We start from the raw sequence: 12315 nt of genomic DNA, 5'->3' as shown, positions 1-12315 counted from the left end.
AGCGTTTTGTGATTCAGTATATAAGTGAGGAGGAAATCAATCAGACAATACCCTGAGCGATCATTGCATCTACCACTTTTTCGAAACCTGCAATGTTAGCGCCGGCAACAAAGTTATCTTTGAGGTCATAACGTTTTGCAGCATCGTCGATTTTAGCGTAGATATCCTTCATGATCTGATGAAGTTTTGCATCAACTTCTTCAGATGTCCAGGAAAGTCTCTGGGAGTTCTGGCTCATTTCCAGTGCGGAAGTAGCAACACCGCCGGCGTTGGCTGCTTTGCCAGGAAGGAAGAAGATTCCGTTAGCCATAGCATAGTCTGTAGCTTCTCTTGTAGTAGGCATGTTTGCACCTTCTACAATGTACTTGCATCCGTTAGCTGCAAGTACTTTTACGCCGTCAACATCAAGTTCGTTCTGAGTTGCACATGGAAGATAAACATCACATTTGATGTTCCAGATTCCAACACCCTCTGTGTAGACAGCACCTTCTACGCGGTCAGCATATTCTTTGATACGTCCACGTTTAACTTCTTTGATGTCTTTGACAACATCAAGCTGGATTCCGTTCGGATCATAGATGTATCCGTTGGAGTCGCACATTGCAACAACCTTTGCACCAAGCTGAGTTGCCTTCTGAACTGCGTAGATTGCAACGTTTCCGGAACCTGTTACGACAACAGTTTTGCCCTCAAGAGAATCATTGCGGGACTGCATCAGTTCGTTAAGAATGTATACAACACCGTATCCAGTTGCTTCTGTACGGATCAGGGAACCGCCATAGGTAAGTCCTTTACCTGTCAGAACACCTTCATAGAGGTCGCGAACGCGTTTGTACTGTCCGAACAGATAACCGATCTCACGTCCGCCTACACCGATATCACCGGCCGGTACATCTGTGTCAGCTCCGATATATTTGGAAAGCTCTGTCATAAAGCTCTGGCAGAATGCCATAACTTCTCTGTCAGATTTGCCCTTCGGATCGAAGTTGGAACCACCTTTACCACCACCGATCGGAAGACCTGTAAGAGAGTTCTTGAATACCTGCTCGAAACCAAGGAATTTAAGAATGCTCTGGTTTACTGTCGGATGGAAACGAAGACCGCCCTTGTAAGGTCCGATCGCACTGTTGAACTGTACACGATATCCTTTGTTAATCTGTACTTTGCCGTTATCATCTACCCACGGAACACGGAAAGAAATGATTCTCTCTGGCTCTACCAGACGTTCCAGAATGGAAAGGCTGCGATATTTCTCTTCGTTACGGTCAATAACAACCTTCAGGGAATCCAGAACTTCTTTTACTGCCTGGTGAAACTCCGGTTCGCCAGGATTCTGTGCAACGACTCTTTCATAAACTTCTTCTGTGTAAGACATGTTGATTTTCCTCCTCGTCTGTTTGCGTATATTAAACTACGTCTTTGTCAGGCTTACAAATGCCCACGCACTATTATACACGAAAGTGGTAAAGTTGAAAAGATAAATATTAATTTTTTTTATAATCTTACTAAATTTGCATGAATAATAGAGCAAAATGCCATCACCGAAGGTGATTTGGAATGCATTTTGGCTCGTAACTGTGAGGGTACTGAACAGTTACGAAATTTTTACATCTTGCGAAAATGCCCTGAATATGAGATTATAGTAAAAAATATGTAAATTCTCAGAGAGGAGTGAAAAAATTGAGAACATTTGACAAATCAGCCAAACTCGATAATGTACTGTATGATGTAAGAGGCCCGGTGGTGGACGAGGCGGCGAAGATGGAGGAAGAAGGCAAGGAGATTCTGAAACTGAATATCGGAAATCCATATCCTTTTGGTTTTTCTGCTCCTCAGGAAGTAATCCTGGACATGCTGAGCAATATCCGTACATCACAGGGATATTCTGATTCCAAGGGTATCTTTTCAGCGCGTAAGGCGATCATGCAGTATGCACAGCTTCGAGGTATTCCGAATGTGACCATGAATGATATTTATACAGGAAACGGAGTCAGTGAGCTGATCAATCTGTGCATGCAGGCACTTCTGGATAACGGCGATGAGATTCTGATCCCGGCACCGGATTATCCGTTATGGACTGCAACGGCAACTCTGGCAGGAGGAAAGGTTGTACATTATATCTGCGATGAACAGTCTGACTGGTATCCGGATATCGAGGATATCAGAAGTAAGATCACAGACAGGACTAAGGCAATCGTTATCATTAACCCGAACAATCCGACAGGAGCCGTCTATCCGAAAGAAGTTCTGGAGCAGATTGCACAGATTGCCCGAGAAAAAGAGCTGATCATCTTTTCGGATGAGATTTATGACCGTCTGGTCATGGATGATTATAAGCATACATCTATCGCATCTCTTGCACCAGATGTATTCTGCGTGACGTTTTCCGGCCTTTCCAAATCCCACATGATTGCAGGCTTCCGTATCGGATGGATGATCTTAAGCGGTGCGAAGGATCGCGCAAAGGGATATATAGAGGGAATCAAGATGCTTTCATCTATGCGTCTCTGTTCCAATGTACCGGCGCAGGCAATCGTTCAGACAGCTCTTGGCGGTTACCAGAGTGTGACTGAGTATATAAAACCGGGCGGAAGGGTTTATGAACAGAGAGAATGTATCTACAATGCATTGAAGGATATTCCGGGAATCAGTGTTGTGAAGCCGCATGCGGCATTCTATATTTTCCCTAAGCTGGATATTGAGAAATTCAATATTACAGATGATGAGCAGTTTGCACTGGATTTCCTTCATGAGAAGCAGGTGCTTCTTGTGCCGGGAAAAGGCTTCAACTGGGGAGCACCGGATCATTTCCGCGTGGTTTATCTGCCGAATATCAGACAGCTTGAGACAGCATCACAGAAACTTCGGGAGTTTCTCAGTACATATCGTCAGGGAAAATAAGCTCTGAATTTTTGGGATAGACCAAAATCCGTTTTGATGGTATACTATATCTACTGCGTTATATAACTATGGCGGCAATTGGCGCTTGTTGAACTGCAGGAAAGAAAGCAGTAACAACACTTAGGAGGGAGAATGATCGAGAGAAATCAGAGGATTTGAAAGGAGAATATATATGTCAGGATTTAATATGCAAGTAACTCCGGAGATCGAACGGCTCACAGAGGCGTGCAAGGATCATACTACCATGGATATTTCTCTGTATGGCAAGTATGATGTAAAGCGCGGCCTGCGTGATATCAATGGTAAGGGTGTCCTTGCCGGTCTGACGCAGGTTTCTAATGTGCAGGCTGTTAAGGTTGTAGATGGTAAGGAAGTTCCCTGTGCAGGAAGTCTGTATTACAGAGGCTACAATATCAAAGACCTTACGGCCGGTTTTGTAAAAGATAAGCGTTTTGGATTTGAGGAGACAACCTATCTTCTTCTGTTTGGCGCACTGCCGGATGAGAAGCAGCTTGAGGAATTCAAGGAGCTTCTGGCAAATCAGAGGTCACTGCCGCGAAATTTTGTCAGAGATGTTATTATGAAAGCACCGGGACGTGACATTATGAATGCCCTGTCAAGAAGTGTTCTGACTTTGTATTCTTATGATAATAATCCGGATGATATTTCGCTTCCGAATGTACTGCGTCAGTGCCTGAATCTGATCAGTATCTTCCCGCTGTTGTCAGTATATGGTTATCAGGCGTATAATCATTATGTAAGAGGCAAGAGTCTTTATATTCATAATCCGAAGAAAGAACTTTCAACAGCTGAGAATATTCTTCGTATGCTCCGACCGGACAAGAAGTACACAGATCTTGAGGCGAAGATCCTGGATCTTGCGCTGATCCTTCATATGGAGCACGGCGGTGGTAATAACTCTACTTTTACCACACATGTGGTATCATCATCAGGAACGGATACATATTCGGCGATCGCTGCTGCACTGGGATCTCTTAAGGGACCGAAGCACGGTGGTGCCAACATCAAGGTAATCCAGATGTTCCAGGACATGAAGAAGGAAGTTAAGGACTGGGAAGATGAGGATGAGGTAAGAGAATATCTTAAGCGTCTTCTGCACAAAGAGGCCTTTGATAAGAGAGGTCTGATCTATGGTATGGGACATGCGATCTACTCTGTTTCCGACCCGAGAGCGGAAGTCCTGCGAAGCTTTGTAGAAAGTCTTGCCAAAGAAAAGGGACGTATGAAGGATTACAGACTGTACTCTATGGTGGAATGGATGGCGCCGCAGGTCATTGCAGAAGAACGTCGCATCTACAAGGGTGTCAGTGCCAATGTGGACTTTTACAGTGGTTTTGTTTACAGTATGCTGGATCTTCCGCTGGAACTGTATACACCAATGTTTGCAGTAGCCCGTATCGTAGGCTGGAGCGCACATCGTATGGAGGAGCTTATCAATACAGACAAGATCATTCGTCCTGCATACAAGAATGTGCTTCCTGAGGCACAGTATGTGCCGCTCAAAGAAAGATAAGACAGGAGATAAAAATGTTTCGGTGTTTTTTTCCGGATGAATATGTAGATTCTACATACGTGATCGATTTTGACAGGCTGTATCAGGAAGGATACAGAGGTCTGATCTTTGACATTGATAATACACTTGTACCGCACGGGGCACCGGCAGATGCACGCGCGATCGCGTTGTTTGAGCATCTTAAGGAGTTGGGATTTGGCTGCTGCCTTTTATCCAACAACCAGAGAAAGAGAGTTTCTTCCTTTAATGATGCGGTTGGTGTGAATTATATTGAGAACGCACACAAGCCTTCTGTGCGTAACTATAACAAGGCAATGGAGATTCTGGGAACGGACACCGGAAATACCATTTTTATCGGAGATCAGCTTTTTACAGATGTATACGGTGCCAAAAGAGCAGGAATCCGCAACATCCTGGTAAAGCCGATCAATCCAAAAGAAGAAATCCAGATTGTGCTTAAACGCTATCTGGAAAAAATAGTATTACACTTTTATAAGAAAGAGGAGGGGATTTCATGAACCATGTGGTGATCATCGGGTTTATGGGTTCAGGTAAAACAAGAGTAGGAAAACAACTGTCCAAGGATCTGGGATTATCATTTGTTGATCTGGAGAGACTTATCACAAGAAAGATGAATATGTCTGCCAGAGAGATATTTCAGCGGTTTGGTGAACCGTATTACCGTGCACTGGAGACAGTGGCACTCAAACAGTTTATCCAGGACAGTGAGCGCAGGGTTATTTCTCTGGGAGCAGGGCTTCCGCTGCAGGAGCAGAATGAGAAATATCTGAAAGAAGTCGGTACGATCGTTTATCTCAAAGGTTCACTGGCAACTCTTAAGAAGCGTCTGGAAGGCTCCAGCAAGGATCCGATGCTGGATGGAGATGACCGTGATGAGAAGATCAAGAAGCTTCTGAAGCAGAGAGATCCGGTCTATGAGAAGTTTGCAGACATTACGGTTGTTACCGGAGAAAAGCCGTTTGAGGAGCTTATTAAGGAAATCGAAGAGAAATTAGCTGCACAATAAAAAAAGTAGTTGAAAAATCTTCATGTGTATTATAAAATAATTAGCAGTGACAACATAAGAAGGAGGATATTAAAATGATTTCAGCAGGTGATTTCAAAAACGGTATCACACTTGAGATTGAAGGAAATGTATGTCAGATCGTTGAGTTCCAGCATGTAAAACCTGGAAAGGGCGCTGCATTCGTAAGAACCAAATATAAAAATATCATCACAGGAGCAGTTCTGGAAAGATCTTTCCGTCCTACAGAGAAATTCCCACAGGCACGTATCGATCGTGTAGATATGAGCTACCTGTACAATGATGGAGATCTTTACAACTTCATGAACGTTGAGACCTATGATCAGGTTGCACTGACCAAAGATCAGGTAGGCGATTCTCTTAAATTCGTAAAAGAGAATGAAGTAGTTAAGATTTGTTCCTGGAACGGCAATGTATATGCAATCGAGCCGCCTCTGTTCGTAGAACTTGAGGTTATTGATACTGAGCCGGGATTCGCTGGAAACACAGCACAGGGTGCTACCAAACCGGCAACTGTTGAGACAGGTGCACAGGTTCAGGTTCCGCTGTTTGTAAACCAGGGTGACAAACTTAAAATCGATACAAGAACAGGTGAATATCTGTCTCGTGTATAATTTATAAGAAATGATAGGATACCACCGGAGAGATTCGGTGGTATTTTTCACTTTATAAGAAATTACTCCGTAATGTTCCAATAAAGTAAAAAACGCTCCGCGAGGATGCGACCAGATATATCAGGTAAATCAGAGGAGAAAATATGGAATACAGAACACTGGGAAAAACAGGATTAAAGATTTCACGTATGGGATTTGGAGGGATTCCGATCCAGAAGATTGACGAGGAAGGTACAAGAAAGCTGCTTCACGAGATGATGGAGAAGGGAGTCAACTATATTGATTCTGCGAGAGGATATACGGTCAGCGAACAGTATATCGGCTATGGTCTGGAGGGAATCCGTGACAAATTTGTACTTGCAACCAAATCCATGTCCCGGACAAAAGAAGCAATGGCAGCAGATATTGAGACAAGTCTTGGAAACTTCCGCACAGACTATATTGATCTTTATCAGGTACACAATCCAAGTATGGAGCAGCTCGATCAGGTGATGGGAGAAGGCGGTGCACTGGAGGCTCTTATGGAGGCGAGGGCTGCCGGCAAGATCGGACACATCGGACTGACTGCACATTCTACAGAGGTTTTTGAGCGTGCACTGGAACTGGACTGGGTGGAAACGATCATGTTCCCATATAATATCGTTGAGCAGCAGGGAGCAGAACTGATTCACAAATGTGCGGAAAAGAATATCGGTTTTATTGTTATGAAACCGCTGGCGGGGGGCGCGATCGAGGATGCATCCCTGGCTCTTCGTTATGTCTGTTCCAATCCGGATGTGACCGTAGTAATCCCGGGAATGGCAGAGATACACGAACTGGAGCAGAACCTGGACGCATGTTCCAATACAGAGCCGCTTACGCAGGAAGAATTAAAGGAAATGGATAAAGTCCGCGAACAGCTCGGCACTGATTTCTGCCGCCGCTGTAACTACTGTGCCCCGTGTACTGTCGGAATCAATATTCCAAGTGTATTTCTGTTTGCCGGTTATCTTCAGAGATACGACCTGGCTGACTGGGCGAAGGATCGTTACAGTACGCTCAAGGTGAAGGCTTCTGCCTGCATCGGCTGCGGAAAGTGTGAGCCAAGATGCCCGTATCATCTGCCGATCCGTGAAAAACTGAAGAAGTGTGCTAGGGACATGGGAGAATAAAAATATTTGTAATCGTTTACAGTAATAAATATTTTTCACAGATTTTACATAAACCTGTACTGGATTTGACTTTTGTGCAATATAGTAGTCGGGAAAGTGTAAAATATTTGTGGAGGATACAAGACGATGAAACAGGAAGTCTATATGAACCGGGAATTATCCTGGCTGAAGTTTAACGAAAGAGTACTGGAGGAGGCAGAAAACGAGCAGGTTCCGCTTGCGGAGCGTCTTTCTTTTGAGGCAATTTATCAGAGTAATCTGGATGAGTTTTTTATGGTGCGAGTAGGATCTTTGCTGGACCAGATGATCTTATCCGGAGATGTGCGTGAAAATAAAACCAATATGACACCAAAGGAACAGATCCGGCAGATTCTCAAGGTCGTCCGCAAGCTGAATCAGCGCAAAGATGCGGCTTATGACACATTGATGGACAAGCTGGAGGAGACAGGTGTCAGCATGGTAGATTTTCACCGCCTCAGTATAGAGGAGAGCGCGTATCTGGAAGTGTTCTTTGATTCGGAAATCCTGCCTCTTCTTTCGCCTACAATTGTAGGAAAGCGTCAGCCGTTTCCTTTCCTGAAGAACAGGGAGATCTATGCAGTCTGCGTACTGCAGACAAAAAGCGGAAAGGAGAAGCTTGGAATCGTTCCGTGCAGTAAAGAGGTATTCCCGGAACTTGTGGAGCTTCCGACCAGAAATCGTTTCATGTTGGTGGAAGAACTGATCCTTCATTTTCTTCCGAAAGTGTTTACAGGATATAAGATTTTGTCCAAATCTTTGATGAGAATCACACGAAATGCAGATATTGATGCAGATGCACTTTATGATGAGGATCTGGATTACCGTGAATTTATGGTGGAACTGATCAAAAAAAGAAAGAAGCTGGCACCTCTTCGCCTGGAGTTATCCAGAGATATGGACGATACGATCGTCAAAATGCTCTGCAATTATCTGGATATTGATACTAGACAGGTATTTCGAAGCTTTGCACCGCTGGATCTGTCTTTCGTATTCAGGCTTCAGGATTGCCTGCGCACAAAACCGGAACTTTTCTTTGAAAAAAGAATTCCGCAGCCATCACCGGAGTTTGATCTGGATAAACCGATCCTGCCGCAGATCAGAGAGAAGGATAAGCTTCTTTCCTATCCATTTGAGAGTATGAAACCTTTTCTTCGTATGCTCCATGAGGCGGCAAATGACAAATCTGTCATTGCAATCAAGATGACTCTGTATCGTCTGTCACGTCAGAGCAAGGTGGTAGAGGCTCTGATCGAGGCGGCCGAAAACGGCAAGGAAGTTTTTGTTATGATCGAACTAAAGGCCCGTTTCGACGAAGAGAATAATATTGAGTGGTCCAGAAGGCTGGAGGAAGCTGGATGCCGCGTGGTTTACGGGCTGGATGGATATAAAGTACATTCCAAACTGTGTCTGATCACACGAAAGACAGAGGCGGGAGTGGAATATTATACCCAGATCGGAACTGGAAACTATAACGAAAAGACCAGCCGGCTTTATACAGATCTTTCTTATATGACTTCCCGGGTGGAAATCGGACTTGAGGCAGCAGATGTATTCCAGGCACTGGATAAGGGAGAAACGGTAAAGGATACAAGACATCTTCTGGTTGCCCCGAACTGTCTGCAGAATAAGGTGCTTACGATGATCGAAGAAGAGATCCATCATGCAAAAGCAGGTGAAGAGGCTTATATCGGACTCAAAATGAACTCACTCACGGACAAAAAAATCATTGACAAGCTGATCCGTGCATCGGAGGCCGGTGTCAAGATTGATATGGTGATTCGAGGAATCAACTGTCTGATCCCGCAGGTTCCGGGAAAAACCGACAATATTCGTGTGATCAGCATTGTGGGACGTTTCCTTGAACATTCAAGAATCTATATTTTTGGATGCGGGGAAAGAAAGAAGATTTATATTGCATCTGCAGACTTTATGACAAGAAATACTGTCCGCCGTGTCGAAGTAGCCACACCGATCTATGATCCTGAGATCGCACAGCGGCTGGAAGAGATGTTTATCACAATGCTCAGTGACAATCAGAAGGCCAGAGAAGAAGATGAAGAGGGAAATTATCATCTGATATACAGACAGGAAGATACGCCGCTGAATTCTCAGGAATTTTTCTATGAGTCTGCGTACAACAATGCCCTGTAATGAAAGATTGTGACCAAAAATTGACATTATTTAACTGTTACATAAAAAACTGCCATTATAATGGCAGTTTTTTTGTGCTTTTTTTTGACTTGTTATGTCGAAAAAGGATGTGATATAATAATCGGCAGTTGAGTTTTTAGGAGGCGAAAAAAAGTGAAATATCTAAGACAGTTTGGAATCATTCTTGCTGTGACCTGTGCGGGGGAAATTATGAAGTATTTTATCCCGCTTGCGATACCGGGCAGTATTTATGGGCTGATTCTGATGTTTGTGCTTTTGCTTACAAGAGTGATCAAGGTAGAGCACGTGAAAGAAACCGGTGAATTTCTGATTGAGATCATGCCACTTATGTTTATTCCGGCAGGTGCAGGACTTATTACTTCCTGGAGCCAGCTGCAGTCCTTTCTGGTGCCGCTTCTGGTGATCACGATCTTATCTACGTTTATCGTTATGATCGTTACAGGAAAGGTTACAGATTTCCTGATTTCCAGAAGAAGGGAGAAAAAGTAAGATGGACAATTTAGTTATGAGTTCAGCAACAGTAGGAATTGTGATCAGTCTGCTGGCATATGAGATCGGACTGGCAGCACAGCGTAAGTGGAAGCTGGCAGTATTAAATCCGCTCCTGATCTCGATTGTTCTGGTCATAGCATTTTTGCTGGTCTTTCATGTAGACTATGAGAGTTACAATCTGAGTGCCAAGTATTTAAGTTATCTTCTGACACCGGCGACCGTATGTCTGGCAATCCCGCTTTATCTGCAGCTGGATCTGCTGAAAAAAAATATCCTTGCGATCCTGGGAGGAGTTTTTTCGGGAGTGCTTGCAAGCCTTGGTTCCGTACTTGCCATGTCCGTGCTTTTTGGCCTGGATCACGCGGAATATGTGACTATGCTGCCGAAGTCCATCACAACAGCGATCGGTATGGGTGTTTCGGAGGAACTTGGTGGATATGTGACAATTTCTGTGGCAGTGATCATCATCACAGGAGTTCTTGGAAATATGTCAGCGGAATATATCTGCAAGCTGGTTCGTATTAAGAGCCCTATTTCGAGAGGACTTGCAATCGGTACAGCTTCTCATGCTGTAGGAACTGCAAGAGCAATGGAACTTGGAGAAGTAGAAGGTGCCATGAGCAGTCTGGCAATCGTTGTGTGCGGTCTCTGTACAGTTATCGGAGCTTCGATTTTTTCCTACATCTGGTAAATAAAATATAAAAATGACAAAATAACAAAATAACAAAAACCGTGAAATCAGTTGATTGATTTCACGGTTTTTGCTCTTTAGAAGTCGTTAAACAAATGCCGGAAGCTTATTCAGCCATTTTTTTCCGGACCAGATCAAATTCATCTGTGATCTCTGTGGATGGAGCTTTGGTAATAAGGCTTACAAGGATGATCATCACACTGGAGATAAGGAAGGCCGGAAGGAGTTCATAGAAATTAAGGAAGGAAACATTTGGACGAACCAGATATTTCCATACGAACACCATAACACCGCCGGAAACCATACCTGCGAGTGCTCCCTGCCAGTTGGTGCGGCGCCAGAACAGTGCGAAAAGTACGACCGGTCCGAAGACAGCGCCAAAACCAGCCCAGGCAAAGGACACGATATTAAACACAGAACTGTCCGGATTGCGGGCAATGATGACTGCGATCACTGCGATCAGAAGCAGGGTAACACGGTCTGTCAGCATCGTTTCCTGTCTTTTTTTCTTCTTCAGGATACTGCCAAGGAGGTCAGAAGAAACAGCAGAAGAAGCAGCCAGAAGCTGGGAGTCTGCTGTGGACATTGTGGATGCCAGAATTCCTGCAAGGATCGTACCGCCGAGCAGTGCCGGAAGAATACCGTAAGTACTTAAAAGATCGGCGATTTTGACGATAATAGTCTCAGAGTTAGAACCCTGAAGCATCTCAAGACTTCCTGCCTCTGTCATACCGAGACCGATCACACCGATCAGAACAGCAACAGCGAGGGAAATCACAACCCAGGTAGTTGCGACTCTTCTGGACAGAGAAAGCTTCTTTTCATCTTCGATTGCCATAAAGCGAAGGAGAATATGGGGCATACCAAAATAGCCCAGTCCCCATGCCAGCATGGAAACGATGTTGATGAGCGGATAAGCTGCTTCTGTGCCTGTTTCAGGGTTGTAAGTGGTCATCATGGTAAGATAGCCCGGCAGAGATTTTGCGTGGCTGATGACTGCGTCAGGACCACCTGCCACAGAGATACCGAAACAGAAAACAATGATCAGAGCAATGGACATGATAATGCTCTGGATAAAGTCTGTAGTGGACGCTGCAAGAAATCCTCCGAGAGTAGTATATGCTACAATGATCACTGCGCTGATGATCATGGCAGTAAGATAATTTACTCCGAATAAACTTGCAAAAAGCTTTCCGCATGCAGCAAAACCAGAGGCTGTGTATGGAATAAAGAAGATCACTATAAAAATAGCTCCGATCGACTGCAGAATCCTGCGCTTGTCTCTGAAACGATTGCTGAAAAAGGATGGTAAAGTGATAGAGTTTCCTGCCACATGTGTATAGAGGCGAATTTTTTTTGCCACGATTTTCCAGTTAAGGTATGTACCGATTGCGAGTCCGATTGCGGTCCAGCCGGCGTCTGCGATGCCGGAAAGATATGCGAGACCGGGAAGACCCATTAAGAGCCAGCTGCTCATGTCAGAGGCTTCTGCACTCATTGCAGTTACCAGCGGTCCAAGTTTTCGACCACCCAGATAGAAATCTGAAGTATCGTTGTTTTTTTTGGAACACAGATATCCGACAAAGAGCATTGCACCAAGATAGACAATGATTGCAAGCATGATACAGATGTGTGCTGTTGTCATAAGTTCCTCTCCCTTCTGAAGTTAAGATGCATAAATATGCATCTGTTAA

The 12315-nt window shown here is 44.4% G+C and carries 11 protein-coding genes; 9 read left to right on the top strand and 2 right to left on the bottom strand.

All coding sequences use genetic code 11. The features are described from left to right. Window positions 1-40: 40 nt before the first annotated feature. Window positions 41-1375, bottom strand: a complete 1335-nt coding sequence (gdhA, locus tag LIR34_RS03470; RefSeq protein ID WP_161285754.1) for an NADP-specific glutamate dehydrogenase — start codon at window positions 1373-1375, stop codon at window positions 41-43. Window positions 1376-1680: 305 nt separating this feature from the next. On the opposite strand from gdhA, the gene LIR34_RS03465 reads away from it, so the two are divergent. The 9 genes from LIR34_RS03465 (at window position 1681) to LIR34_RS03425 (ending at window position 10621) form a co-directional block, all read left to right on the top strand. Next, window positions 1681-2901 carry an aminotransferase class I/II-fold pyridoxal phosphate-dependent enzyme gene (locus tag LIR34_RS03465; protein ID WP_161285755.1) on the top strand — a complete coding sequence of 407 codons (1221 nt, stop codon included), beginning with the start codon at window positions 1681-1683 and terminating at the stop codon, window positions 2899-2901. A 172-nt stretch (window positions 2902-3073) separates the two neighbouring features. Beyond that, a complete protein-coding gene (locus LIR34_RS03460; RefSeq protein ID WP_173901882.1) occupies window positions 3074-4435 on the top strand; it encodes a citrate/2-methylcitrate synthase in 1362 nt (453 codons plus the stop codon). 14 nt (window positions 4436-4449) lie between these two features. After that, complete coding sequence (locus LIR34_RS03455; protein ID WP_161285757.1) at window positions 4450-4953, top strand: YqeG family HAD IIIA-type phosphatase; 504 nt, start codon at window positions 4450-4452, stop codon at window positions 4951-4953. Next, window positions 4950-5462: a shikimate kinase gene (locus LIR34_RS03450; protein WP_161285758.1), complete on the top strand. Its 513-nt coding sequence runs from the start codon at window positions 4950-4952 to the stop codon at window positions 5460-5462. The genes LIR34_RS03455 and LIR34_RS03450 overlap by 4 nt, the downstream gene beginning before the upstream one ends. Window positions 5463-5536: 74 nt before the next feature. Then, complete coding sequence (gene efp, locus LIR34_RS03445; protein ID WP_161285759.1) at window positions 5537-6094, top strand: elongation factor P; 558 nt, start codon at window positions 5537-5539, stop codon at window positions 6092-6094. A gap of 143 nt (window positions 6095-6237) precedes the next feature. Then, window positions 6238-7245 carry an aldo/keto reductase gene (locus LIR34_RS03440; RefSeq protein ID WP_173901883.1) on the top strand — a complete coding sequence of 336 codons (1008 nt, stop codon included), beginning with the start codon at window positions 6238-6240 and terminating at the stop codon, window positions 7243-7245. A gap of 126 nt (window positions 7246-7371) precedes the next feature. Continuing rightward, entirely contained in the window at window positions 7372-9417 is a 2046-nt protein-coding gene (gene ppk1 / locus LIR34_RS03435) for a polyphosphate kinase 1 (protein ID WP_173901884.1), read from the top strand. A 153-nt stretch (window positions 9418-9570) separates the two neighbouring features. Further along, window positions 9571-9927: a CidA/LrgA family protein gene (locus tag LIR34_RS03430; RefSeq protein WP_173901885.1), complete on the top strand. Its 357-nt coding sequence runs from the start codon at window positions 9571-9573 to the stop codon at window positions 9925-9927. A gap of 1 nt (window position 9928) precedes the next feature. Continuing rightward, complete coding sequence (locus tag LIR34_RS03425) at window positions 9929-10621, top strand: LrgB family protein (RefSeq protein ID WP_161285763.1); 693 nt, start codon at window positions 9929-9931, stop codon at window positions 10619-10621. A 106-nt stretch (window positions 10622-10727) separates the two neighbouring features. On the opposite strand, the gene putP is transcribed toward LIR34_RS03425, so the two are convergent. Then, window positions 10728-12266: a sodium/proline symporter PutP gene (gene putP, locus LIR34_RS03420; protein ID WP_173901886.1), complete on the bottom strand. Its 1539-nt coding sequence runs from the start codon at window positions 12264-12266 to the stop codon at window positions 10728-10730. Between the last annotated feature and the right edge of the window lie 49 nt (window positions 12267-12315).

The sequence above is a fragment of the Blautia sp. MSK17_66 genome, assembly GCF_020538025.1.
Lineage (GTDB): Bacteria > Bacillota > Clostridia > Lachnospirales > Lachnospiraceae > Blautia_A.
The sequence above is the reverse complement of the archived record's forward strand: the minus strand, read 5'-3'. Positions and strand labels throughout refer to the sequence as shown.

Coding starts and splice junctions, on each gene's coding strand:
- ppk1 (WP_173901884.1), top strand. CDS start 7,372: ATGAAACAGGAAGTCTATATGAACCGGGAATTATCCTGGCTGAAGTTT.
- LIR34_RS03450 (WP_161285758.1), top strand. CDS start 4,950: ATGAACCATGTGGTGATCATCGGGTTTATGGGTTCAGGTAAAACAAGA.
- LIR34_RS03455 (WP_161285757.1), top strand. CDS start 4,450: ATGTTTCGGTGTTTTTTTCCGGATGAATATGTAGATTCTACATACGTG.
- efp (WP_161285759.1), top strand. CDS start 5,537: ATGATTTCAGCAGGTGATTTCAAAAACGGTATCACACTTGAGATTGAA.
- gdhA (WP_161285754.1), bottom strand. CDS start 1,375: ATGTCTTACACAGAAGAAGTTTATGAAAGAGTCGTTGCACAGAATCCT.
- LIR34_RS03425 (WP_161285763.1), top strand. CDS start 9,929: ATGGACAATTTAGTTATGAGTTCAGCAACAGTAGGAATTGTGATCAGT.
- putP (WP_173901886.1), bottom strand. CDS start 12,266: ATGACAACAGCACACATCTGTATCATGCTTGCAATCATTGTCTATCTT.
- LIR34_RS03440 (WP_173901883.1), top strand. CDS start 6,238: ATGGAATACAGAACACTGGGAAAAACAGGATTAAAGATTTCACGTATG.
- LIR34_RS03460 (WP_173901882.1), top strand. CDS start 3,074: ATGTCAGGATTTAATATGCAAGTAACTCCGGAGATCGAACGGCTCACA.